The organism is Winogradskyella pacifica (genome assembly GCF_013403915.1).
In the GTDB taxonomy this organism is placed as follows: Bacteria; Bacteroidota; Bacteroidia; order Flavobacteriales; family Flavobacteriaceae; genus Winogradskyella; species Winogradskyella pacifica.
The window spans coordinates 119893-144771 of sequence record NZ_JABFDI010000006.1; the positions used below are offsets into that span (position 1 = coordinate 119893).

Consider the following 24879-nt stretch of genomic DNA (forward strand, 5'->3'; position numbering starts at 1 on the left):
CTCGATATTGAAGCACATAATTCTAAAAATGGAACTAATGCTTCAAAAGCTAAAAGGTATATAGAGAGAGACTTATAGTGAAAAGGGAGGAGGTCTAGACAGTAGTTGACTAGAAGTAATCGTCTTATGAGTTACAAAACTGTAAGCGTTAAAGTTGTCTCTAACGATGACTAATTCTGTGTTTTTAATGTAAAACTCTTGTGCCTCTGGAGTTAGGATAGGTATTACATTATTAATTGTAGCATAATCACAAACCTCACAATGTAAATCTTGGTCCTTATCCTCATCGTGAGTCAAGGCGTGAAGCCCAACCATTTTTAAGGAAAGAAAAAGAATAATAAAGAAGTATGTGATGCTGTTCTTCATTTAATAATTAAAATATTTACGTTTTTAAATTTGTTTACTAAGTTTTAATTAGTGGTTTTGCTTAGCCGCTATGCGTAATAATTTCCAATTAGCATAATGTGCTAAAGCTAGTAAAGTTGCACCTATAACCGTATTACTAACTTCCCATAAATTTGTGAGGTGAAGTCTGCCTATAGCTATAAAAGCAAACCCTAATAAAGCAATCTTTAAAGGTTTGGTTTTATGGTGAATTGTTTTATAACTTGGCCAAAGCGAGGTTAATAAAAACACAATTCCTAAACTTATGAATACCCACTCAATCATTGGATTATTTAAAAAATATAAGCTACTCAATGAAGAAAACGAAAGTAAAATAGGGAATATAGCACAATGAATGGCGCAAATTAAAGAGCTTGAAAGTGCTATTATATCTAGGGTATTATTTTTTATTTTATTCACTTTACTAAACGTTAAAGAATTTAAAAGCGACTACGTCGCATTACTGGGTTTTGCAAATATATTATTTATTTATAATATTGCAATGTTGTTGCAATAAATTATTGCAAATAAATCGCATTAAGAATGAAAAGAAGAAATACACCGACTAAAGAAGCCGTTTTAAGTGTAATCACTAAAGCCGGACAAGCTATGAGTCAGGATGCGATTGAAGGCGAAATTTCTATTGATATTAATAGAGCAACAATCTATCGTGTGTTAAATCGTTTTTGTGAGGATGGTGTGTTGCACAAAGTTATTGCAGAAGATGGTAAACAATATTTTGCCTTATGCGATGGTTGTGATGAAACACATCAAATGCATCAACATTTTCATTTTAAATGTACGGTTTGTGAAACATTAGAATGTCTTCCTAATGAAGTTAATTTTTCGATTCCAAACGGTTACCATGTAGAGAACGTAAATTGTGTTTTAACAGGAGTGTGTAAAAAGTGTTCTTAATCGTTGAGACCTAAAAATTCAACATCACTTAGGGTTTTCATAAAAGCAATTAAGTCTGTTTTTTCCTGTGGTGAAAGTGGTATTCTGTTGTTATTATCTTTTAAAATAGGATCTAAATTATTAGCTTCTAAAACACCAGTATCTAAATAATTGAGCACATCTTCTAATGTTGCAAATTGTCCGAAGCTGCCGTAAGGAGCAGTATATTCTATATTTCTTAAACTAGGCACCCTAAAACGCATATAATCTTCAACAAGACCTGTAATTCTGGCACGTCCGCCTTCTTCGGGATCCGAATTTATAGGAAATCCGATATTTCTAAAGCTTTGATCCGTGAATAATTCTGTACTATGACAGCTGATACAGTTATCTTGAAAAACAGCGTAACCTTGCGCTTCACTTGTAGTAAATGTTTCACCCTCATTGCGTTTTACTTTATCGTATTTACTATTTGCTGAAATTAAGGTATATTCATATTGTGCAATACTATTATAAATACCATCAGCGGTAATACCTTCACCATCAAATGCTTTATTAAAAAGCTCAACATAAGATACATCTGTTTCAAGTTTACCTATCACTTCTAAAATTGAAGAATCCATTTCTTCATGTGTAATAATAGGCACTAATGGCTGATCTTCTAATTGAAGTTTATTGCCGTCCCAATTATAAAACTGCATAAACGCCATGTTTTGAACAGGTGGTGCATTACGAAGTCCTATGCGGCCTTCGATTCCTATTCCTTTGGGATTATGATCTGCAAAAGCGCTTTCTTGAATATGACAACTAGAGCACGAAATCGTGTTATCTGCACTCAATTGTTTGTCAAAAAATAGTTTTTTCCCTAATTCAACACCAAATTCTGTAGGTGTATTAGTGTATACTGAATTGTTGAGTTCAGGAAAATTACTAGGAGTATTCAATGGGATTTCCGGATTGTTATAAGTAACACGTTCAGAATCATCGTTATTACAACTCGTAATTAGCAATACTATAGCGATATGTCGTATGAGTTTTTTCATGAAAATATAGTATGAAACTAGTAAAAAGAGTCGGCTAGAGGTAGGCCTCATAACCGACTCATTAATTTTAGATTTAGTTTTCTACTGACGTAATAGAAAACATTCCTGTAACATCTGTTGTGCCGTTACCTCCAATATTCTCTACAAACTTCATCATTTCAGTGGCTGTATGAGCACTTGGTGTTGCGTTGTTCGAAATATCTTCAGTTGAAACCAACGTTACTGTGTGACTATTTCCACTTAATAAATAATCAAAATCAGCTTTGATAGCAATTGTTGGTGCACTATTACCAACAGTTGCAGTAGCAGGTAGACTTAATGTAATATCTCTATAAGCATCGACTCCTTGTGTATAATTTTCTTCGTCACCTTCTAAAGTACTTCCAGAATGGAAAGACAACTCTTTGTTATCTGTGTCATAGAAGCCTTCAATTTTAGTAAAACGGTATCCTGTTCCCCATTCCCAATGCATTTCAGTATCATTTGATCCTGCGTTATCATAAAACGTTGGAAAGCTAACTTGATCTAAAGTATTTAAGTCTGATCTTACACCTAAACCAAATTTAATTTCTGTATAATCTCCAACAGGAATATCACTTAAAACGTAGCTTAAAGTCTCTGGTTTTGCTTGGTTAACCACCGTTGCGCCTGTATCTAAATTGTTGACGTTATAAGGAATTTCAGTACCATCAGCTTTTATAAGACGAATGTTACTGACTACGTATTTTAATTCAGAAAAATGGTGAACTTGTCCTGCATCAGAAGTATTAACGGTAGCTTCTGCAGAAGTTGCTGCACCAAGAACAATAGGCGTACTGTTAAATGTATTGCTGAATTCTAAAGTCACATTGTTTGCTACACGGTTGTCGTCATCAGAACTACAAGACATAAACGCAACAAGTACTGCTGCTGATAAAATATATTTTTTAAGATTTTTCATTTTTTAAATTTGTAATAATTGGTAATTTGTTTTAAATAATATTAAGTGCGATTAAAACCCTGTGTATATATTGGCGGTGGCACCAGTATTTCTAAATAGGGTTCGGTATGCTGAAATTCTTTGTAAATCACCAATTCCCTCTTTTTTGAGATTTTTGGAATTTTTAATTCAATTTCGAAATTTGAACTGAATGCTAAATCAAAATTTCTTGTATTAATAATTTTTTCTGAAGGGGTATCTTCGGTTTCTTGTAATTCTTTTGTTAAATGACATGTACCATTACATTGTAGTTCTGGTTTGCTTTTATTGATACAAAATTGTTCTATAATGGCTTTTTGGTTGAGTTTAAAGTGCATAATAACGACGGCTTGCTGCGAAACAACAAACAGAAATATAAGGGTCATTATGAAACTAAAAACGCTGCGCATCTCTTTAGAAATTGAATTTTAAAGAAGTGAAAATATTACGTCCCATTCTCGGAATGTTTCCCCAATCGGCATAAGTACTGTAGTATGCATTCAATACATTTTCTGCCCCAACTTGTATAACGGTTTTATAATCTTTAATGCGGAAGGTGTAATCTGCAGATAAATTCCAAATGGTATAAGAAGGTGTTTGGTCTTCACCATATTCTGGACTGTAATGGATTTGTTCTAAATCTCCATTTATCGATGTTTGAAAGCTTAGATTATGATGCTGATAATGAAGTGCTGTTTGATAGCTTAAAGGCCTAATAAATGGCAAGTTGTTTTCGTTTTCATCCTTTCCACGTGCGTAAGTTAGAACGCCTTTCCAGTGTAAATTGTCTAAAATGGAATAACTTCCATTCAGTGAGAAATTGAATAACGTTGAATAATCCAAAGACGTGTAGCCTTTAACACCAATAGATTGATAATTCATTGGGCTACCCAAACTTAATATCCGACCAATGATATAATTCTCAATGTAGAAATAATTCACACTAGCTTGAATACTAAATTTATCATCTTTATAACCAGCACTAGCATTGCCTTCGTATGATATTTCATTATCAAGATCAGGGTTTCCAATATAATCGTAACGATCAAAACTATTATAAATGTAATAGCCATAACCTTCGGAAACCGATGGTGCTCTGTGACCGTAACCACCTCCTACAGAGAAATTAAATTTATTGATATCTAATTGATAACCTGCGTGTAAACTAGGTAATAGTCTCGTTTTGTCTTGTGGTGTGCCTGGGTGAAATATCCAGTTGAATTCTACATATTTCGAATGGTTGTAATTGACACCCAAAGAGCCACCAAAATTCAGTTGACTTTTCTCAGACATTTCCCAGGAGTTGTTGATGGAAAGTCCGGCAAAAGTCGTCGTAACTCCAGGCCAACTGTAAGCAAACATGCTACGCTCACTTCGGTCTTGAGGATACATGCGCATTTCGGCTGTAGATAAATTATTATAAGCGTTTAGTTGAATTTCAGAGCTAAAACGATTCTTTTTAATATTCGCTTTAGAGAGCAAACCATAAGTGGTGCTCCAGCCTGGCATATCCATATGGACCAAGTTTTCAGGACGTGTGGTATCATCCATATAATGTTCAATAGCATTAAAATAAATCTTAGTATCTAAGGCTCTGAATAAACCCTTTTCAAATACTTGTTTGTATGTTGCTGAGGTAATTAAGGCACGCGATAACCATAAATCCATGGGTAAAGCAGGATAGCCAACATCATTAGCTTGGTCATAGATTGCTTCTAACTTTACAGAAGATAACTCACTTGTTTTATAGGCTAATCCTAGTGAAGCATTGAATTTAGTGAATTGTGAATGCTCAACGTCATCGTTATTTCCGTCACTATAATTTTCGGCGTTACGGAATGCTAAACTTCCATCGACGACAAATTTATCACTAGAATAAGAGGTGTTCGCTAAGTTGAAAAACTGCTTATTATTAAATTCAAAACCTGTTTGGTAAGCGCCATTCCATTGCTTTGATAAGCCAAAAGGTGTGCTTTTTCGCTTTAAATCAATACTTCCGGCAACGGTTGCACCATGCATATTACCTTCTTGCCCGGATTTAATATCAATCGCAGACAAATTATTACTTTCTACATATGAAGTTATTGGGTCCATTTTATCTGTACAGGCACCAAAAACGTGCATACCGTCAATGGTAATTGTAGAGCGTTCCGAACTCATATTGTTTAGTAAAGGTTCCCATGCATATGCACCGCGTTTTATAAAACTGATATTTTCTGAAGACGCTAAAAACTCATCAACGGAAACGGCCATTTTCATGTCTGTTTCAATCTTCTTTTTAACTACAGATATTAATTTTACTTCGCTGAGTGCTATAATGCTGTCTTTCTTTTTTTCTGTGTTTTGTGCCTGGATGAACAATCCGGCAAAAAGCAATAGTATAAGGGTTAGGAATTTCATCAGTATTAGAATAATATATCGATATATAGTTCGCTTCTTGCTCCTTCAATTCCTGGTGTGAATTCGGTAGATACTTCTGTTCCTTTTAAAATTTCACCAAATTGGTTTTGCATTCTGAAATTTAAAGTCCAGTTTCCTGTCATAGTATAATTGACGATTCCATAATACAAACCATCTTCTTGCTGAGTTAAATCTTCATTGTTTAAAGAGGAATGATTTCCCATTGAGGGTTCTGGCATTCTTGGATCTAATAATAAGGTGTAATCGGTGACTTCAGAATATGAAAACTGAGAAGCATCAGGAAAAGTACCAGCGTCATTACTAGGTGGATTGTATGTGTAAATGCCTGCAACCAATTCATTTTGTGCAATTTTGGGTTTCTGTGGTGCTACCAAAGCAATAAAATATTGCTCACCATCACTTCCTGTAAAGGAGGTCATGTTTAAATTCATATTGGTTTGCGCTTCTACAATAATATTTTCATCAACGGTGTACGTTTCGTCATTGTCGGTAAATGAGAGGTATAGTTTCCAGTTTTCTGAATCGGTACTTTCATTGGTGAAGACAGCGTAGCCAGAATAATAATCCTCTGTGGAATTATAATTTAAATTATAACGATGTGGACCCGAAGAATTATTACCATTATAATTAGTGCTAATAGGTAAGAATGTGATTTCTGACGTATTTAAACTTTCGTTAGTTTGAGTGTTGATGATTTTTAAACGGAAGTCATTGTAACCTTTATAGAAGGTTCCGTTTAAGGCTTGAATACTAATCTGATAGTCATTTTTAGTGAAGGACACAACTTCGAGATATTCAAAATGCTCTGTAACTACAGTGCTTATTTCAGATTCGTAATCGGTTTTATCTAGGGTACACGATGTAACCGCAACCAGAATTGCAGCTACGAGAAAAATGCTTTTCTTCATCACTTATAAGTGTTTTTATTTAAAAAAAAATAAGATGTAGCTGCAGCTATTTTAATACTTAAACGCTGTTTAGATAGTAACAATATTAGTATCAAAATAGGTACGTAGAACGACAGAAATTACTGTTAGTTTCGCTACAAAGGAGACATAGAAATCTTGTTTGTGTAGAATAGTAGATATACAGCAAAAGTGATAGATTATTAATGAGCTCTAATTAATGATCTATGGATGTAGTGCATAGCCTAATAATAAATCACATAGCGACATACTAATTCTATAAGTTACAGAGATTCTATTTTAAAATTAAGCGAGCGGAGGGTGGAAAATAAAATTCATAAAATTGAATTTATAAATTTTATGATATGAAGCGTCTATTTTTGAATTTTCTTCTTTTACGATGCTATCTAAAGTATTAATAAAAATATCTTGAAAGAAAACGACTTGATGTTCCGTGGCAGAAGACTGGTTTTTATCGCTACTTTTTTCAGAATCGGAAGCCTTGGCTAATTCCTTTTTTAAATAGCATTTACCATTACAACCCATTTCTGGGGTTTCTTTATTAACACAAAGTTCATTTTTAATGTAATTATAAAAAGCAGCGTACTCCACAAATGGAATAGTAGGTTTTAAAAGCATAAATAATGCTAAAAAGAGTGTAGCTGTTTTCACATATCAAAGGTCTTTAATTATTTTAAAATTTCCTAATGTTTTTAAATTGAAAATAAGGGGTGTTATTTGTGCAAATGAAATATTCAGAAAGGATTACCTCTTTTAATTTATAAGGAATTTATAGTCGGAAGGTGTTATTTTAGCTTCATCACTACGAATTCAATTTTTTGACATTATTTTTAGAGCAATTCTTAAAAAGAGTCTTTAATTTCGCAAAGGAATCAATGTGCCTAACAAACAATTATGAAGATTGATAAATTTGTCCTATTTATTATAGGAATTATAATACTAGCTTACTTTTTTCCGGAATGGGGAATTGAAAATAGCGAAATTCCTATCGACACTATTAGTGCCATAGGAATTTCACTTATATTTTTTTTCTATGGATTGAAATTACATCCAACCCAATTAAAAGCAGGACTTAAAAATTGGAAGTTGCATCTTCTGGTGCAAGGTTCTACGTTTTTAATGTTTCCGTTACTAGTGTTGCTGCTGCGTCCATTTATTCAAAATGAGGAGCAAGAAACGATTTGGTTAGCCTTCTTTTTCCTGGCAGCATTACCATCAACAGTATCATCGTCTGTAGTGATGGTCTCAATGGCAAAGGGAAATATACCTGCAGCTATTTTTAATGCTAGTATTTCAGGAATTATAGGTATTGCCGTTACGCCCTTGTGGATGGGGTTGTTTATAGATAGTACGCAAACCGATTTTGATTTTACCGATATCTACCTAAAGCTTATTATTCAGATTATATTACCTGTAATATTAGGATTACTCTTACAACGTTTTTGGGGTGATTTTGCTATTAAGCACAGTAGTAAATTAACGTTGTTTGATAAGTCTATTATCTTATTAATAATCTACAAAAGTTTTGCAGCATCGTTCTATAACAATATGTTTAGTGCGGTTTCACTTTTTGATTTAGCTTTACTTTTAATTGGCGTAATGGTGTTATTTATTATCGCGTTTTCGTTAACAGGCTTTATGGCTAAAAAGCTTGGTCTTAACAGAGAAGATAAAATAACAGCTCAGTTTTGTGGTACTAAAAAATCATTAGTCCATGGGACAGTTTTTTCTAAGATTCTTTTCGGTAATATGGCGACTATTGGTATTATTCTATTACCGCTGATGTTGTTTCATGCCATACAGATATTAATAATAAGTGTAATAGCATCAAAAAACCGATAAAGTTTTGGAGTTGCTCTGTTATGAACTTATTCTAATCAGAGTTTCTTAAAACCACTTGAAATGAATTCCTGAAATAGCTACGGCTACAACTAAAATTAGTAATACAATTATTATAAACCACGCACCAAATTTAGTTTTCGTGTCTTTTTGGAATATATAATCTCTTGTCTTTTCTTCTTCGTCTTTTACAAATTTCATAATTTCTCTTTTTTTACTTGTTAATATAGGTTGTCTTAATATTTACAAAGGCCAACATACCTTCTTTGGATAATTCACGACCATAACCTGAAATTTTTGTTCCACCAAAAGGTAGTCTAGGATCAGATTTTACCATCTCATTGATAAAAAAGCCACCATCTTCAATTTCTGAAACGCGTTTTGATGCCGCTTCATAATTTGAAGTAAAAACCATAGTTCCCAGCCCAAATTTTGAATTTGCAGCTGCTTCGTAAGCGTCATCTTCCGTTTTTACTTTTATAATAGCGGCAACGGGTCCGAAAGTTTCTTCTTTAAATACGGGCATTTCAGTAGTTACTTCGGTTAGAATTGTCGGTTCGTAATAAGCTCCATTTCTTTTATGACCTTTTATGACTTTAGCTCCTAAATCAATTGATTGTTGAACTTGTTTTTCTAAAGTTTCTGCTAAATCTTCACGAGCCAAACAAGATATTGTGGTGTCTTCTTCTAATGGATTTCCATATTTTAAGTCTTTTACCTTAGAGGTGAATTTTTCAATAAAGACATCATATATATCTTCTACAACTATAAACCGCTTTGCTGCAATACAACTTTGTCCAGAGTTTTGCATTCTCGCTTTGACGATAGTGTCTATATATTTGTCTAAATCCGCATCTTTTAATATGATACACGCATTATTTCCGCCTAATTCTAAAAGCGACGGTTTTAAATTTTTACCAGCCAATTCTGCGATTTTTCGACCTGCTTTTTCGCTTCCGGTTAAAGACACTGCTTTTACAGTATCATTTCCCATAAGGTCTTCAATAGTTTCATGATCCGTTACAAGTGTTTGAAAACATCCTTTTGGGAATCCTGCATCTATAAATAGTTTTTCAATGGCAATAGCACAACCAGTAACATTAGAAGCGTGTTTTAAAAGTGCCACATTCCCTGCTGTTAATGTCGGGATTGCGAACCGAAATACTTGCCAAAACGGATAATTCCAAGGCATAATGGCCAATACACAACCCAAAGGATCATAACTTATAAAGCTTTCGTGCGCTTCGGTTTCAATAAGATCATCTTGTAAAAATTGTTCTGCATTTTTTGAATAAAAGTCAATAAGATAAATGCATTTTTCAATTTCAGCTTCACTTTCAAGAATTGGTTTTCCCATTTCTTCTGTCATTAGTAAACTCAAGTGTTGCTTGTTTCTGAATACTTCCTCAGCTAAATTTTGTAATAATTCTATGCGTTCTTCAATTTCAAGCTCTTTCCACGTTTTAAAAGTGGAGTCTGCCAATTCAAGTTTCTCTTTCAATTTTGATTTTGAATCTTGTGCATAGGTCTCAAGATGATTCCCATTAAAAGGGTTATATGTTTTTATAGATTTCATAGGCGTAGTTATCTTTCAAATTTAAATAAGTTCGTCAAAATGCGTTAGTTCTATTACAAAAATGTTTAACGCTAATAACAAATAGCATTTCAGCTAATATTGCTATCTAAAGAGTCAAATTATAGCCTCTATTACGTATATATTTGTACCACAGCAACGTGCTGAAAATTAAAAATAATTATAAAAAAAAAGATAACATCATGAGTAATAACGGAAACACAGTTTTAGGAATATTAGCAGGAACAGCAGTAGGAGCAGTCTTAGGAATTTTATTCGCGCCAGATAAAGGTAGTGTAACAAGACAAAGAATTGCAGATGAAGCGGCAACTAAAAGAGATTTAATGGCCGAAAAAGCAACTGAGTTAAGAGATTCTTTAGGCAATACTATTGCATCTCAGAAAGAAAATTTAGATCAACAAGTAGATTATATTGTTTCTAATGCGAGTTACAAGGCGGAAGATGTGATTACCACACTTGAGGCTAAACTAAAAGACTTAAAAGAAAAGAATAAAACTTTACAGAAAAAAGCATAATCCATGAGTGTATTTAATGATATAAATCACACCACAGAAAGAGCTTCTCAGATTGGTGAGCGCTATATTAGAGCGTCTCACCAATATTTTAAGTTGAAGGTTTTTCAGCAGTTAACCCTGTCACTAAGTATGGTGACTAAGGTTTTAGCTGTTGGTAGTCTTTTGTTTGCAGGATTGGTTTTCTTGTCTATTGCAGGAGCTATAGAATTGGGAAATGCCGTGAATAGTTATTCATTGGGATTTTTATTAGTTGGTCTTATTTACGTAGTGATTTCGATTTTAATCTATCTACTTAGAGCAAAATTCAATGCGTATATTATAAAGAAAGTCGGACTTAAATTTTTTAATTAATATGAAAACATATACCACATTCAAAGATATAGAGCACGATTTAACGCGTCATAAGTTAGAGCGCGATATTGCCTGGGAGGAACTTAAACTCATTAAAACGGAGTATAAACAAGATTTAGAACCTTTAAATTGGATCAGTACAGCCCTAAAATTAACAGGAAAATACAGTTTTATCGCAATGATAAGAAACTGGCTTTTTAAGAAGTAAGTTATATAAGTTTGCTAAACCTATACTTTAGCAACAATTTGCTTTTTAAACTCATTAGGCGAAAGGCCAAATTTTTCCTTAAATATTTTAGAGAAGTAACTTCTACTTGTAAAACCTATAGAATAAACGATTTGAGAAATATTTAAATCGGTTGTTTTCATTAGGTTTCTTGATTGTTCTAGTCGGATATGACGAATAAACTCAGTAACAGTACGCTTATATATAAATTTAAACCCATCTTGAAGCTTAGCCTGAGACAATCCATAATCGATAGACAACTGGTCTAAAGAATATTGTTTTGCAGGCTCTTTTTGTATAAGATCACAAATTTTCTTAATCGTCTTTAATTCCTTTTTCGAAACAGAGGTAGGCAGTTTTTTACCTTTAATTTGTCTATCGTGTTGTTGAATGTGTAATGAAAGAATTTCATACACCTTGGCTTCAATTTTTAAGATTCGAAGCATGCCTTTGGATTTAATCTTATGGATAGATTTAACATCATCAGCCATTTTTAAATTTAGTTCTCCAAAATGCGAAAATCTATTTTCGTGATCTGTGTCTACAAAAACTTCGTATAGCTTTTTATTAAGAGAGGACACATTTGTGGTCCGTTTCTTCATAAACTCTTTACGTACAATTTGAATAATATTGATTTGTAATTTTTCGTTTTTAGGAAAGTGTATATAATTAACACCTTCAGACTTATTAGTGAAAATTACAGATTGAAATTGCTCTGTCTTGTGTTCTTTATTTTGCACCCCAAACCGATGAGAAAAATAGCCTTGAAGGTTATACATAAAACGGACAGGGTTAAATTCTTCACCTTCAATTCTAAGTATAAATTCTTTATGAAATGTTATATTAAAATCTAAGAGATTAACTCCCCAGTCAAAAGGAATATAAATGATTTGACCTTTAGCATTGGCGTTATCGATTGTCATGGTATATTCTCCCCAACGTTCTTCAATTTGACCATTTAAATCCTCACTAATTTGAGTAAGGATATCTCTTGTGTTTGTTGGGTTAATTACAATTTCTATCATATTGATGTTTGGCTAGTACTTAGTTGTGTAATTACCTGTTTTAATATTGTTTAAGTACAGATAACATGTTATAATAGTTGATAAGGTTTTTTGAATGCAATTGAATAATTGTAAAAATAGACGATTTAAAATCGATTTCACTTATAGTTTTTACAAAAATCAAAAATTCGTGCAACATTATCGTTGTGAAAGGTATAACAGTTAATTTTTCAACTATATGAGCAAATTATAGGGTATTTCTATAATTAACTTTGTTAAACAACATTTTAACCGCCAAAACGAAGAAATTATGAACATATATGAAGCTATTAGAAAAGATCACGATATTCAACGCAATTTGTTAGATAAATTAGTGGACACTTCTGGTGATACTAAAACACGACATGATTTATTTAAAGAATTACGTAAAGAACTAACGCTTCATGCTAATGCAGAAGAGCGTCATTTTTATAAACCTTTAATTCCAATCGATATGATGCAAGAACATGCGCGACATGGTATTGCAGAGCATCATGAAATTGATGAGCTTATTGAGCAGTTAGAAAAAACAGAAATGGATTCATCTGCATGGTTAAAAATCGCGAAAGATCTAAAGCATAAAGTAGAACATCATTTGGAGGATGAAGAGCATAGCTTTTTTCAACTATCTGGAAAAGTCTTTAATGACAAAGAAAAACAAACATTAGCCACAAAATATAATGCTTATATGGAGGAGCATAGGTAATATTATTTCTACTAAGAATAAAAGCTATCTTTTAAATTTAAAGGATAGCTTTTTTAATTTAAAAAGTGTTGATAGTGAGTTCTTTTCTAATGTGTTTGCCAAATTCTTCCCAAAATGTGTTAAGATTTTAACCTGTAATTAATTGCGTTAATTTCTTCAGTAATAGAATTAATCAACCTTTAAAAAGGTGACTATTTTTGAGTATCAGTTAGTGCTAATAACACTATCGATGTAAAAAGGTAGGCATCTAATGAAAATTACCTTAAAATTAAAATCAAAAAAAAATGGCAACATACACAGAAGAAGTAGGAAATAAACTTAATGGTTTATTAGAGAAAAATTACGACGCAGAAAAAGGGTATAAAAAAGCTGCTGAAAATACAAAGCATACTGGATTAAAAACTTATTTCAGTAGAAAAGCAATAGAGAGAAAAACTTTTGGGCACGATCTTAAATCAGAGATCAGAGCGTTTGGTCAGGACGTAGATAAGGGAGGTAGTTTTACAGGATCAGCGCATAGGACATGGATGGACGTTAAAGCGATGTTCTCAGCCGATAATGAAGAATCTATGCTAGAGGAAGCGATTAGAGGTGAAAAAGCGTCAGTAAATGAATATGACGAGGTCTTGCAAGAGGCAAGTTTACCTAGCAGTACAAAATCGATCTTATTATCGCAGAAACATCAAATTGAAACGGATTTATCTAAAGTGAAATCTTTAGAAAATTTAAAGTAGATGTAATCTGCTTATTACATAAAATTAAAAGAGCGTATTCTACTCAATAGAATACGCTTTCTTTATTTTTAGATTGGTGTATATTCTGTTTTCGGCACGTATTTCGCATTTAAGAAAATTGATTTTAAGGGCATCAAACAAAAATTCATTTTAATATGCTTTTGTTTGAGGCAGTTTTTTAAGTATTCAGGATAATAATGATCAGTTATAATGACGTACTTGCTAATAAAAACGCTCATGTTCTATAAACTATCAAATACAACTGATTTATTAGATATTGAATCTGTTTTCAATGCACAGTTTAAATATCCTTTTCTTTATAATTCAGAACCTATAATTAATGGTTTGTCTGAGCAATCATTACCTATCATTCGCATGAATAATCCACACGTTATTGAATATGCAATTTGGGGAATGTTGCCGCAGAATTACACTGATGGTTGGGGTAGTTTTCAAAATTTAACCAATACATTAAATATATCATTACACCAGATTAATAGGCTAGAGTGGATAAAAAGTAGCTTAATTAATCAACGCTGTGTTGTAATTGTATCTGGTTTTTTTACATCGTATTTATACAACGGAGAGGTGTATCCATTTTATGTCTATTCAAAAAACCACGAACCCTTTGCGTTGGCTGGAGTTTATTCTAGATTGTCGGATGGCTTTATGACGGTTAGTTTAATAACGTCAACTATAGAACACAAATTAAAACACGTGCACAACTTAGGTCAAGATTTTCCTATTTGCATGAATGCTGATGACTATGACGATTGGCTAAGTCTAGATTTGGATCTAACAACTGATGGTATTGAAAAAATTAAAAGAGAAAAATTAAAGGCACATACCATTTCAAAAGAATTTTACAAAAACGATATTGTCTTTGAATCTGTATTAGAACCAGCACATTATAGTGATTTGCCAATTCTTACAATAATTTAACTTATTTAAAATCGTCTGATTGCGTCAATAACTTCTGTTTTCGAGTCAAGCTTAGCGCCATTTAGAACATATCTTTGATATATATTAATAGTAACTTAAGTTTAATTACTTTTTTTAGTTTAGTATAGGTTGGTTACCTAGTGTTAAAGCGAGTTTTCGGTTAGAGAACTCGCTTTTTCTTTATGTGATATTTTACGTATCAAAACGGTTAATATCAGTAGTATATGAGCAAATCAGTCTTCTAAATATATACCATCTTTGTAGGGAAGGTTAGAAGTTCTAACCTAATAACTTAAAACCAAAAAATATGTTACGTTGGACAATCACATTCGTTATAATAGCAATCATAGCAGCCATCCTTGGATTCGGTGGAATCGCAGGAGCAGCAGCAGGAATCGCTAAAATCGTCTTCTTTATATTTATAGTGCTTTTTGTACTGTCTTTATTAAAGGGAGTCGTGAAAAAGTAAATAGATAAATATTACGATAATGGCCTTGAGAAGCTCAAAATTCTCAAGGCCATTTTTTTTGTTTAAATCATAATATAACTTTAATTACTTACTGTGTATACGTTTCATTTATAGAAACGTAATAGTCCAAAGCGAATTAAAGAGGATAAAAAGACCTTTCAAAAGCATCGTTATTCTATACGTTTATAGTTTTCAGAATAGATTTTGTTGCCATCTTCATCTATTTCAATTTGTTCAAAACGATTTTCTGATAATTCTAGTTTAAAATTAAATTCTTGTTTTTCCTCAATAACTTCATTCATAAAAGCAGAACCAAATTCTAAGGTCTCAGTTAAGTTACCATCGCCATAGCGGTAAGTTCCATACCCAAAAAACTCAATAGAATCTGTTTTTAAAAGTTTACACCACATCACTCTATTATCAGAATACATTTTAATTTGTCTAGAAATAGTGTTGTTAGAAAACGAATCTACAACGACATTATCTTTATAATTATAAAAGCCGACCAATTCCCAAGTGCCATTTAGGTTTTTTTTGGTGTTTTCCGAAATTTCTTCTGATTCACTATTTTCTACAGGCTTTTGATCTGGTTCCTTACAGGAAGATATAAACACCATAGCTAAACTTACAACTAGTAATTTGTACGACATAATTTATAAGATTTTACTTTTAAACACCTTTAAATTACGAAATTATAAGCAGAAAGCACTTATATTCATAAAATTTATGACGTTATAAGTACTGTTAATAACTTCATTGTAAGGATTTGAACAAAAAACCTACTTTTGTTTTATATAATAAAATACAAAATATGTCTGATACAATTGAAAAAGTAAAGTGTTTAATTATAGGGTCTGGACCTGCAGGATACACAGCTGCAATATATGCGTCTAGAGCAAATATGTTTCCTGTTTTATATCAAGGGGAACAGCCAGGTGGTCAATTAACCACAACCAATGATGTTGAGAATTTCCCGGGTTATCCTGAAGGTATCACTGGCCCAGGAATGATGATTGAGTTACAAAAGCAAGCGGAACGTTTTGGAACAGATGTAAGACACGGATGGATATCTAGAGTTGATTTTTCTGGTGATGTTCATAAAGCTTGGGTAAATGAAGAAAAAGAAATTCACGCAGATACGATTATAATTTCAACAGGAGCATCTGCCAAATATTTAAATTTACCTTCTGAACAAAAATATTTAAAACTAGGTGGTGGTGTTTCGGCCTGTGCCGTTTGTGATGGGTTCTTTTACAGAAATCAAGAAGTTGTAATAGTAGGAGCAGGAGATTCAGCTTGCGAAGAAGCACATTACTTATCTAAACTTTGTAAAAAAGTAACGATGTTAGTAAGACGCGATGAATTTAGAGCCTCTAAAATTATGGCACAACGTGTAAAGAATACTGAAAATATTGAAATACTTTTCAATACAGAAACTGATGAGGTTTTAGGTGATGGACAAGTGGTAACTGGTGTCCGTGTCATTAACAACAAAACAAATGAAAAGCAGGATATTGAAGCGACTGGTTTCTTCGTTGCTATAGGCCATAAACCGAATACGGATATATTTAAAGACTATTTAGATTTAGACGAAACAGGTTACATTGTTAATGCAAAACCAGGAACGAGCAAAACCAATATAGAAGGTGTGTTTGTTAGTGGAGATGCCGCAGATCATGTGTACAGACAAGCGATTACGGCAGCAGGTACAGGTTGTATGGCTGCATTAGATGCAGAACGCTATTTGGCAGCTAAAGATTCTGATTTTGAGGTTGCTACCTCTACTTATAACTAAACAGTTTATAACATATACTGAGAGCCGAAGTTAACACTTCGGCTTTTTTGTGCGATTTTTTTAAGGAAAATTAGGTATATGACTTTTGTCATAATTTAAAAGGCTTTTAATGTCAATCTTTGTCGAAACATTAAAACACAATTATGAAACATTCAATTAAACTCCCGGTATTCTTTCTAACAGTTTTTTTTAGTAGTCTATTTTCTTTTCAGACTGTTTTCTCTCAAAATTATACTTTAAATAATTCCTCTTCGGTTTTAGAAGTGCATGGAACTTCTTCGTTACATGATTGGACATTAGAAACAGAAAAGCAATCAGGTAAAGTAGTTGTGACAAACTCAGAGGAGCTAGAGATTAGTAGTCTTAATTTCTCTGTTGAAGCAGAAAGTCTTAAAAGTGGAAAATCAGCAATGGATAAAAACACGTTTAAAGCTCTAAACACAGATGATCATAAAACGATGGACTTTAACCTTACATCATTAAAAAAGGTAACAAAACAGTCTGATCAATCATTCAAAGTTTCTGCTTTAGGAAAAATGACTATTTCTGGTGTAACGAAGTCTATTACAATTGACATGACTGTGAAACTAGAAGGAAATAAGCTTTTTCTTAATGGTGAAAAATCATTCAAAATGACAGATTTTGGTATCGATCCACCTAAAGCTTTGCTAGGAACAATTAAAACAGGTGATGCTATTAAAATTGAATTCAAATCCGTATTCGAAAAAAAATAAATAAAACTTAAAATCAATTCAAACTTAAATTTATAAATTATGAGATCAGTATTAAAACTCGCAACACTTGTCATGGTTATGACCATGGGATATTCTATATCTGCACAAACAAAGAATCCAAGAGACTTTGATAATTACAGACAACCAGATCAAAGAGGCGTTAATGTTTTTGAAGCAAAAAAAGACACGGTGACTGCTTTTGAAGAACTACATGTTAGAATCGGTGGATCATTTGCATTGCAGTACCAAGCTTTAGATAATGAAAACTCAGGTGTAACACCGTTATCAGAAGTAGGTAGCAACTTTAATTTAGCTACAGCGAATTTAGATTTAGATGTAGCACTTTATGATGGTGTAAGCATGCACTTAAGAACCTATTTATCTTCTAGACACCACCACGAACCTTATGTAAAAGGTGGTTATTTTAAAATAGATAAATTAGATTTTATCTCTAAAGGATTTATGGAAGATCTTATGAAGCATACGACTATAAAAATTGGTCATATGGAGAATAACTATGGTGATGCACATTTTAGAAGAAGTGATAATGCACAAGCTATTCATAACCCATTTGTTGGAAACTTAATCATGGATTCGTTTACAACAGAGGTAGGGGCAGAGGTATACTATACTGCTGATAATGGATTTTTTGGTATGGTCGGATTCACTAATGGTAAATTAAATCAAAGCACTACAGTTTCTGACGGTTCAACCGGTGGAGCTTCATTTTTAGCAAAATTAGGTTTCGATAAGCAAATCAATGATGATTTCAGATTTAGATTATCAGGATCTTTATATAACACAGGCTATGCACCAAATGTATATTTATATTCTGCAGATAGAGCAGGTTCTAGATATTATAACATTATGCAAGATGCTTCTGCAACTAGCGATAACTTTAGATCTGGTCGTTTTGACCCTGGTTTTAGAAATCAAATTACTGCAATTATGATTAACCCATTTGTAAAGTATGGTGGTTTAGAATTTTTTGGAACTGTTGAGTTAGCTTCAGGAAAAGCTTTAAGTGAGGCAGACAGAAGAAACGCTGATCAGTATGCTGGAGAGGTTATTTACAGATTCGGACAAGCAGAAAACGTATACTTAGGTGCGCGTTACAACACGGTAAGTGCTGAATTAGCTAGTGGTGACGATGTTAGTGTAGATAGATTTCAATTAGGTGCAGGTTGGTTTTTAACTCAGAATGTATTAATGAAAGCAGAATATGTAGTACAAAAATATAAGGATTATCCAACAGGAAATCTTCTTGAAGACGGTCAGTTTGATGGACTTATGTTAGAAGCAGTTATAAGTTTCTAGAGGTTAGTTTTTTTTAAGGCCTTCATCATGTACGATGGAGGTCTTATTTTTTTTATATTTTTAATTATGGTTAAGACAGTATCATTTATCATTTTAGTTTTCTTAGGATCTATGCAATCTGCTTTTTTTGAAGTAGAACCGTTAGAAACCAAAGACTCAACTGTGGTTTTTTCTTCTGAAAGCTTTCTAAAAATTAAGGGTAAAACTAATGTAAGTTCTTTTGAATGCCAGTTTGATATGGCAACGATTTCTGAAGCTATCAGTATTAGCTATAAAGATTATGACAAACGCATACAATTTAAAGACACCAAATTAACGCTACCTAATTTAGAGTTTAACTGCGGCGGTAAGGCCATTAATAGAGACTTTAATGAACTATTAAATACCGAAGAATATCCTGAAATAATTCTTAAGCTAAAAGAAATTTCTAAGACTAAAATAGATACGGGTTTAATTACAGCGACTATAGAAATTACAATTAGTAATATTGTAAGGACGTATACAATTCCTATTTCCATAGCAAATAATGAAGGTTTACACGTCAGTGGAGTGATGCCCTTAGATATAAATGACTTTAATTTAATAGCACCAACAAAAATGCTTGGTATGGTTAAGGTTTCCCCTGAGATAGAGATTCAATTTTCTCTTAAAATTAAAGAGTCTTAATACTTTTTAGCGTTGCTTCTTTTGCAACTTAGCGGTATCATCAAACTTAGTAATCGTTATTGCAGGACTACCGAAAAGATAAATTTCACTATCACCAGAAGCAGCAATAGTAATATTTTCAGTTGCAGAAATCGTTAAATCACTACTATCTTCTAATTTTACATCAACACTTTTTACATCAAATTTTGCTCCATCAAAGTTAGTTGAACTATCGAGTTGAAATATAGCATTGTTTGCTCTACCTTCTATCACAGCATCTGCACGTTGATATAAAATAAAACCTGCAATTTTACTGTTAACTAAAGCATCTAATTTGCAGTTATCGCTTAATTCAATTTTGGTTGTATCTGCAGTAAGATTTAAACGTGCTTTAGATTTCCCTGAGCTTTTATAGTTAAAGGTTTTAGAATTAATGTTTAAATAAGCTCTAGAATTATCAGCAGTTGTTAAGGTAACATCAACAAGTTCCATAGAGGTTAACGATCTAATTTCGCCATCGCCTCTCGTTTCTATATTACTGAGTCCATCACTGTAATTAACAGTGATACTTAGCTTTTTCTTAGATGAAATACGAACGGTCTCAGTAAAGGTTAGTACACCATCCACAACATTAAACTGAATAACATCATGTAAGTTGTCGTCCGCTTCAATATTCACTGATGGTTTGCTGTTGTAAACGATTTCAATTGAAAAATCTCCATCGACTATAATAGAATGAAAATTATCAATAAACGTTTGCTTTATGGTAACATTTCTATCGCCTTTAATTTTTTCATCAGACTGTGCTTGTAGTACTGGTAAAGCCACAATCATTAAAAGCAGAGTAAGTATTCTTTTTTTCATGTTCTATTGTTTACTGTCTTTTAAGAGACACAAAACACCTAAAATAAGTCACTATTTATGTTTATAGACTACTAGGAGGAGTTCCGATTGTCAATATTAAGGATTTCTGTTTAATATTGGTCAATTAAAAGTTAATAAACTAAGATAAGCAAAAACCATCCCAAACTCTATTTAGAATTTAAGATGGTTTTTAGTCACTTGTATATTAGGTGTTTATCTTGATGATTAAATAAACAATCAGTGTTGTATTATATGCTTATTGTTGTTTTACGCTACCAGCAGAATTATCAGATTTGTTCACTTTTTCAGGATTTCCGGAATATCTTATATCTCCACCACTAGTTGCATTTGCGGTTAGTTCTTTAGAGGTGTTTACAGAGATATCCGCACCGCTTGTTGCTTTTACATTAGACGTTTGTGCTTTTAAATTAGAAGCATCAATATCGCTACCACTTGTGGCTTCGGCAATTAAGGATTTCGTAGTTCCACTTACATTAATATCGCTACCACTTGTAGATTTACAATTTAGGGTTTCGGTTATGACATCTAAGGTTATATCCGCTCCACTGGTACAATTGAGTTCTAAATTTGGAACAGATATAGTATTCGTAGAATAGACATCGCTTCCGCTTGTTGCTTTAATTGCTGAGATGGTTTCAATATTTAAGAGTACTTTTTTTGAGCTTGCTCTTCTTATGTTTTCGGTAGTGTATATGCGTAAGATGCTATTTTCTACGTCTGTCATAATTAAGTCCTGAAGGTTTTCGTCGGCTTCAACACTAAGTCCTATAGCATCAGACTGGGTGATGTATAAGTCAATACCTTGGCTGACTTTAATTTCGTTAAAGTCTGATGAAATATCGCGATCCATAGTAACAACGTTGCCATTGCCGTCAACACCTTCTCCCAAATTCATAGAGAAGTTGCAAGAGAGCATTAATAAACTAATAATACTAATAATGATAATTCTGGTTAGTGTAGTCATGATTTCTGTTGGTTTTTTGATTGATGAATTATTTGTTATATAAATTTAAGTGGATTAGACTCGGTTACATATTTTAAAGTGATGAATTGTTGAATATTAAGTCTCAATTGTCATTAACTTCAATACTCACTCCGTCTTCATCATTAATTTTAATGTTGACTTCAGATTTCTTATTTGAATTTAACGGTTTATTACCTGTGTTTTCAAGCGTGCTCGTTTCTTGCTCAATGATGTCTTCAACCGCTTCCTCAAAGACATCTTCGATATCTTGCTCTTTGATTTCTTCAATACAGTCTAAACATTCAATGGCATTCATATCAACTTTATAATAATGATTATCCATTTCGCGTGTTAATAAATTATTTGGTGCGTTGTAATATTTTGAAAAACGCGACACATAATTATCAGTCTGAAATACGGTGCCTTCTGGTAAATAGATATAAATCTCTACTTGTTGCTCGCTAAATTTATTAGATCCTTCAGTGGTAAAATAAGAATCCATTTTTAGTTCGTTTTTATTTAATTCATAATTATAATTTATATTCTGTGCGCGTTCTCTAGCTAAATCGTAATTGCTACCACTAGCTAGCGAGTGAATTTTAATACTAGCTAAAGAATCTGAAGTCTGTTTTATAATCAATCTAACATCAGTACTCGATATTATTTTCTCACCGTTATTTATTGGACTAATCTTGTAATTTTTATAATTTCTAATGAAATTTTGATTATAAATATCATGACTCAACATTCTTAATTTTAAGGTGTCTTTTGAAGTGACGTTTATTTGCTTTTCTACTTTAACAATAGTTGCATCATACGCATGCTCTGTAGCTTGTTTTACACCAGTGATGACTAAGCCAATTATGGCCATTATCCAAAGCCCTAAAAGTGTAAATTTTGCAATGTTACCAATAGATTTAAGGTTGTTTACAAGAATCTTTAGTCCTAAGTAAAAGATAAAGAAAAAAGGAATTCCGACCACAAAGAACAATAACATTGACATTAACCAAATTGGAATATTTGCGGCATTTGAAGCATCAATAAAATCCATACCAGGAAAATGAACGGCATTGGTAACACCAACGGTGAAAAAGGCAATTATTAATCCGATTAAGGCACTGATGCCAACGATAATTAAAATAATACCGATGAATTTTGCAATCACTTTTAAGAAAAACATAATGATAGAACCAATAGTTTCAAAAAAAGATTGAGAACTCGATTTTAGCTTACTACCTTGCTTCTGAAAATCGACATTTTTTACAGTTTCAGATATATTATCTGAGACATGATCAAAACCTTCTTTTAGTTTATCTCCATGTTTTTTTAAATCTACATTTTTGAAGTTTTCGGATACAGTATCAATACCGTCTTTAATTTTTTTTTCGATGTTACTGATGTTCACAGCATCACCAGTCATGGTGAGTTTTTCTGCCGTAGTTTTGGCTTCAGGTATTAAAGCCCAAAGTAAAATATAAAGTAAAAATCCTGTACCAGCACCAAACATTAAAATAACCCAAAGCAGACGAACCCATAAAGCATCAATTCCAAAATAATGCCCTAAACCAGCAGAAACACCACCAACATACGAGTTGTCTGTATCTCTAAACAATCGTCTCGTTGCACCCGATTTTTGCTTGTAGTGCTGTTTTGGTTCATCTTCAAAAATTTCGTCATCTACTAAGTAGTCTTCTGGTTGTCCCATAATGGTAATAACCTCGTCAACTAATTTTACACCAACAACTTGCTTTTCATTTTGAATACGTTCAGCAAATAATTCAGCAATTCTAGCTTCAATATCGGCGATGATTTCTGATCGGCCTTGAGAATCTGTAAATGAACGTTTTATAGCCTCAAGATAGCGTGATAATTTGAGGTATGCATCTTCGTCTATATGGAAGAATATACCTGCTAAATTTATATTGACTGTTTTATTCATTTCTTTGGTGTTTTTGTGTTGGTTACTAGGTTAACTGCATTTTGTAGATCGCTCCATGTGGAGTTTAATTCGTTAAGAAACAGTTTTCCTGTTTCAGTTAGTCCATAATATTTTCTTGGTGGACCAGAAGTCGATTCTTCCCAACGGTAATTGAGTAATCCTGCATTTTTTAATCTTGTTAATAGTGGATATATAGTTCCTTCTACAACAAGCATCTTTGCGTCTTTTAATGTGCCGAGAATTTCTGCAACATAAGCATCTTCATCTTTTAGGATGGATAAAATGCAATATTCCAAAACACCTTTACGCATTTGTGCTTTTGTGTTTTCTATTTTCATGTGTGTTTTCTATTTTTTAATAAGGACACATGCAGTTCGCGCGTGCGATATTTATTAATTGATGATGTTTTGTAATGCGCTCGTGTCATAGTCGATGTGTCATTAAGTTAATTAAACTGTTCATTTTTTGATTGATTTGATTATTGATGAATACTTTATTTACTTTAAAAAATTTATGGTTAACGGATATTTAAATGTGTTTCCATCTCTTGCAGATAGACTAGCTTTAACAATAAGTGCTAATTCAATTATAAAAGCAACAATTGCTAAGGCACCTAAACCGCCACCTATATAAAGTAGAGGAGAAGGCTCTCCTATATTAATATGAAAATTATTAAAGCCATTGAAATCTAATATATCCATACCTCTAAATATTTTGAATATAAAAAACGGAACACTGAGCGTACCTATGATAATAGCATAGAGCAGAACACTTATCTGAAAATTGATAGCCTGTTTTCCGTGCAGATCTATAAATTCGGATTTGTTTTTATTGGCTGCCCATAATACTATAGGACCAATGAAATTTCCAAATGGAATTACAAATCGTGAAAACGTTGACAAATGTATAAATGTCGCTAAATTTTTATGGTGATTATCTATCATGTTATAAAGTATATAATAGTTGCTTATACAAATATATGTCTTTAAAAAGGTATTATGTTACGCATAGTACTGAAAATTAACATTTTTTTAACATTAGTTAGGTCTGATATTTTCGCTTATTTTAGTGGTAAAATAGAACAGTAGTTATGAATATCACCCCCTCTAAACTGAATAAATTCTTAATGTTTAAGTTACCTGCCGCCTTTTTTACAGGTGTTAGAACTAAGGAGTTAAATGAGAACTCTTGTGTGGTTTCTGTAAAACACCGTTGGGTCAATCAAAATCCATTTAATTCTATGTTTTGGGCTGTACAAGGTATGGCTGCCGAATTAACAACCGGAGCATTAGTGATGAAAAAGATTAAAGGAAGCGGTAAAAAAATATCCATGTTAGTGGCTTCCAATAATGCCTCATTTACAAAAAAGGCTACAGGTAGAATTACGTTTACGTGTAATGAAGGGCATAAAATAGACGACGCTATAAATAAGACTATTGAAACAGGAGAAGGCCAAACGGTTTGGTTAAAGTCTAACGGAGTTAATGCAGATGGAGTAGAGGTCTCAAGTTTTAATTTTGAATGGACGTTAAAAGTGAAATCGTAATCTTAG

At 32.6% G+C, this 24879-nt stretch carries 31 protein-coding genes; 14 read left to right on the forward strand and 17 right to left on the reverse strand.

The window, feature by feature from the left end:
* Positions 1-72: 72 nt before the first annotated feature.
* Both HM984_RS07325 and HM984_RS07330 read right to left on the reverse strand, forming a co-directional pair.
* Positions 73-366 carry a hypothetical protein gene (locus tag HM984_RS07325; RefSeq protein ID WP_179348685.1) on the reverse strand — a complete coding sequence of 98 codons (294 nt, stop codon included), beginning with the start codon at positions 364-366 and terminating at the stop codon, positions 73-75.
* 48 nt (positions 367-414) lie between these two features.
* The gene (locus tag HM984_RS07330) at positions 415-804 is read right to left on the reverse strand and encodes a MerC domain-containing protein (protein WP_179348686.1); all 390 of its coding nucleotides are present in this window, start codon (positions 802-804) and stop codon (positions 415-417) included.
* A gap of 123 nt (positions 805-927) precedes the next feature.
* Between HM984_RS07330 and HM984_RS07335 the strand changes: the two genes are divergently transcribed.
* Positions 928-1302, forward strand: coding sequence for a Fur family transcriptional regulator (locus tag HM984_RS07335; protein ID WP_115810258.1), 375 nt, complete (start codon positions 928-930; stop codon positions 1300-1302).
* On the opposite strand, the gene HM984_RS07340 is transcribed toward HM984_RS07335, so the two are convergent.
* From HM984_RS07340 to HM984_RS07365, 6 genes are all read right to left on the reverse strand, one after another.
* On the reverse strand, positions 1299-2324 hold the full coding sequence (locus HM984_RS07340) for a cytochrome-c peroxidase (protein ID WP_179348687.1): 1026 nt from the start codon (positions 2322-2324) through the stop codon (positions 1299-1301). The two genes, HM984_RS07335 and HM984_RS07340, sit on opposite strands and share 4 nt — an antisense overlap.
* A 73-nt stretch (positions 2325-2397) precedes the next feature.
* A complete protein-coding gene (locus tag HM984_RS07345) occupies positions 2398-3264 on the reverse strand; it encodes an MbnP family protein (protein WP_179348688.1) in 867 nt (288 codons plus the stop codon).
* Positions 3265-3305: 41 nt separating this feature from the next.
* Positions 3306-3620: a hypothetical protein gene (locus tag HM984_RS07350; protein ID WP_179348689.1), complete on the reverse strand. Its 315-nt coding sequence runs from the start codon at positions 3618-3620 to the stop codon at positions 3306-3308.
* 76 nt (positions 3621-3696) lie between these two features.
* Positions 3697-5682 carry a TonB-dependent receptor plug domain-containing protein gene (locus HM984_RS07355; protein WP_179348690.1) on the reverse strand — a complete coding sequence of 662 codons (1986 nt, stop codon included), beginning with the start codon at positions 5680-5682 and terminating at the stop codon, positions 3697-3699.
* A gap of 5 nt (positions 5683-5687) precedes the next feature.
* Positions 5688-6611, reverse strand: coding sequence for a hypothetical protein (locus HM984_RS07360; protein ID WP_179348691.1), 924 nt, complete (start codon positions 6609-6611; stop codon positions 5688-5690).
* A gap of 303 nt (positions 6612-6914) precedes the next feature.
* On the reverse strand, positions 6915-7280 hold the full coding sequence (locus HM984_RS07365) for a hypothetical protein (protein WP_179348692.1): 366 nt from the start codon (positions 7278-7280) through the stop codon (positions 6915-6917).
* 243 nt (positions 7281-7523) lie between these two features.
* Here HM984_RS07365 and HM984_RS07370 point away from each other — a divergent pair, with 243 nt between their 5' ends.
* Complete coding sequence (locus tag HM984_RS07370; protein WP_179348693.1) at positions 7524-8471, forward strand: bile acid:sodium symporter family protein; 948 nt, start codon at positions 7524-7526, stop codon at positions 8469-8471.
* Between the two features lie 45 nt (positions 8472-8516).
* Here HM984_RS07370 and HM984_RS07375 read toward each other — a convergent pair whose 3' ends face one another.
* Both HM984_RS07375 and HM984_RS07380 read right to left on the reverse strand, forming a co-directional pair.
* Positions 8517-8669 (reverse strand): hypothetical protein, encoded by a 153-nt coding sequence (locus HM984_RS07375; protein WP_179348694.1) that lies wholly within the window; start codon positions 8667-8669, stop codon positions 8517-8519.
* A 13-nt stretch (positions 8670-8682) separates the two neighbouring features.
* Positions 8683-10044 carry an NAD-dependent succinate-semialdehyde dehydrogenase gene (locus HM984_RS07380; RefSeq protein WP_179348695.1) on the reverse strand — a complete coding sequence of 454 codons (1362 nt, stop codon included), beginning with the start codon at positions 10042-10044 and terminating at the stop codon, positions 8683-8685.
* 200 nt (positions 10045-10244) lie between these two features.
* On the opposite strand from HM984_RS07380, the gene HM984_RS07385 reads away from it, so the two are divergent.
* The 3 genes from HM984_RS07385 to HM984_RS07395 are packed head-to-tail and all read left to right on the forward strand — an operon-like array spanning position 10245 to position 11136.
* Positions 10245-10577 (forward strand): YtxH domain-containing protein, encoded by a 333-nt coding sequence (locus HM984_RS07385; RefSeq protein WP_179348696.1) that lies wholly within the window; start codon positions 10245-10247, stop codon positions 10575-10577.
* Between the two features lie 3 nt (positions 10578-10580).
* A complete protein-coding gene (locus HM984_RS07390; protein ID WP_179348697.1) occupies positions 10581-10928 on the forward strand; it encodes a hypothetical protein in 348 nt (115 codons plus the stop codon).
* 1 nt (position 10929) lies between these two features.
* Positions 10930-11136, forward strand: coding sequence for a DUF6327 family protein (locus tag HM984_RS07395; protein WP_115810278.1), 207 nt, complete (start codon positions 10930-10932; stop codon positions 11134-11136).
* Positions 11137-11156: 20 nt separating this feature from the next.
* On the opposite strand, the gene HM984_RS07400 is transcribed toward HM984_RS07395, so the two are convergent.
* The gene (locus tag HM984_RS07400) at positions 11157-12179 is read right to left on the reverse strand and encodes a helix-turn-helix domain-containing protein (RefSeq protein WP_179348698.1); all 1023 of its coding nucleotides are present in this window, start codon (positions 12177-12179) and stop codon (positions 11157-11159) included.
* A 289-nt stretch (positions 12180-12468) separates the two neighbouring features.
* On the opposite strand from HM984_RS07400, the gene HM984_RS07405 reads away from it, so the two are divergent.
* The 4 genes from HM984_RS07405 to HM984_RS07420 all read left to right on the forward strand — a co-directional run bounded on the left by HM984_RS07405 (position 12469) and on the right by HM984_RS07420 (position 15048).
* Positions 12469-12903 carry a hemerythrin domain-containing protein gene (locus HM984_RS07405; RefSeq protein ID WP_115810282.1) on the forward strand — a complete coding sequence of 145 codons (435 nt, stop codon included), beginning with the start codon at positions 12469-12471 and terminating at the stop codon, positions 12901-12903.
* Positions 12904-13187: 284 nt separating this feature from the next.
* Positions 13188-13637, forward strand: a complete 450-nt coding sequence (locus tag HM984_RS07410; protein WP_115810284.1) for a ferritin-like domain-containing protein — start codon at positions 13188-13190, stop codon at positions 13635-13637.
* A gap of 237 nt (positions 13638-13874) precedes the next feature.
* The gene (locus tag HM984_RS07415) at positions 13875-14579 is read left to right on the forward strand and encodes an SOS response-associated peptidase family protein (RefSeq protein WP_179348699.1); all 705 of its coding nucleotides are present in this window, start codon (positions 13875-13877) and stop codon (positions 14577-14579) included.
* Positions 14580-14886: 307 nt separating this feature from the next.
* The gene (locus tag HM984_RS07420; RefSeq protein WP_115810288.1) at positions 14887-15048 is read left to right on the forward strand and encodes a DUF1328 family protein; all 162 of its coding nucleotides are present in this window, start codon (positions 14887-14889) and stop codon (positions 15046-15048) included.
* A gap of 170 nt (positions 15049-15218) precedes the next feature.
* Here the strand turns inward: HM984_RS07420 and HM984_RS07425 are convergent, their stop codons facing one another.
* Positions 15219-15698: a hypothetical protein gene (locus HM984_RS07425; protein WP_115810290.1), complete on the reverse strand. Its 480-nt coding sequence runs from the start codon at positions 15696-15698 to the stop codon at positions 15219-15221.
* 161 nt (positions 15699-15859) lie between these two features.
* Between HM984_RS07425 and trxB the strand changes: the two genes are divergently transcribed.
* The 4 genes from trxB (at position 15860) to HM984_RS07445 (ending at position 19560) form a co-directional block, all read left to right on the forward strand.
* A complete protein-coding gene (gene trxB, locus HM984_RS07430) occupies positions 15860-16843 on the forward strand; it encodes a thioredoxin-disulfide reductase (protein ID WP_115810292.1) in 984 nt (327 codons plus the stop codon).
* A 143-nt stretch (positions 16844-16986) separates the two neighbouring features.
* On the forward strand, positions 16987-17577 hold the full coding sequence (locus HM984_RS07435; protein WP_115810294.1) for a YceI family protein: 591 nt from the start codon (positions 16987-16989) through the stop codon (positions 17575-17577).
* Between the two features lie 39 nt (positions 17578-17616).
* Complete coding sequence (locus tag HM984_RS07440; protein WP_179348700.1) at positions 17617-18894, forward strand: hypothetical protein; 1278 nt, start codon at positions 17617-17619, stop codon at positions 18892-18894.
* Positions 18895-18960: 66 nt separating this feature from the next.
* Positions 18961-19560, forward strand: coding sequence for a YceI family protein (locus HM984_RS07445; protein WP_115810298.1), 600 nt, complete (start codon positions 18961-18963; stop codon positions 19558-19560).
* A gap of 6 nt (positions 19561-19566) precedes the next feature.
* Here the strand turns inward: HM984_RS07445 and HM984_RS07450 are convergent, their stop codons facing one another.
* From HM984_RS07450 to HM984_RS07470, 5 genes are all read right to left on the reverse strand, one after another.
* A complete protein-coding gene (locus HM984_RS07450; RefSeq protein ID WP_257018461.1) occupies positions 19567-20403 on the reverse strand; it encodes a GIN domain-containing protein in 837 nt (278 codons plus the stop codon).
* A 256-nt stretch (positions 20404-20659) separates the two neighbouring features.
* Complete coding sequence (locus tag HM984_RS07455; protein ID WP_115810300.1) at positions 20660-21388, reverse strand: head GIN domain-containing protein; 729 nt, start codon at positions 21386-21388, stop codon at positions 20660-20662.
* A gap of 103 nt (positions 21389-21491) precedes the next feature.
* Positions 21492-23327, reverse strand: a complete 1836-nt coding sequence (locus HM984_RS07460) for a PspC domain-containing protein (protein WP_179348701.1) — start codon at positions 23325-23327, stop codon at positions 21492-21494.
* Positions 23324-23665, reverse strand: coding sequence for a PadR family transcriptional regulator (locus HM984_RS07465; RefSeq protein ID WP_020896132.1), 342 nt, complete (start codon positions 23663-23665; stop codon positions 23324-23326). Before HM984_RS07465 ends, HM984_RS07460 begins: the two co-directional genes overlap by 4 nt.
* A 159-nt stretch (positions 23666-23824) precedes the next feature.
* On the reverse strand, positions 23825-24271 hold the full coding sequence (locus HM984_RS07470; protein WP_179348702.1) for a DUF4870 domain-containing protein: 447 nt from the start codon (positions 24269-24271) through the stop codon (positions 23825-23827).
* A 146-nt stretch (positions 24272-24417) separates the two neighbouring features.
* On the opposite strand from HM984_RS07470, the gene HM984_RS07475 reads away from it, so the two are divergent.
* Entirely contained in the window at positions 24418-24873 is a 456-nt protein-coding gene (locus HM984_RS07475) for a DUF4442 domain-containing protein (RefSeq protein ID WP_179348703.1), read from the forward strand.
* The last annotated feature ends 6 nt before the right edge of the window (positions 24874-24879 follow it).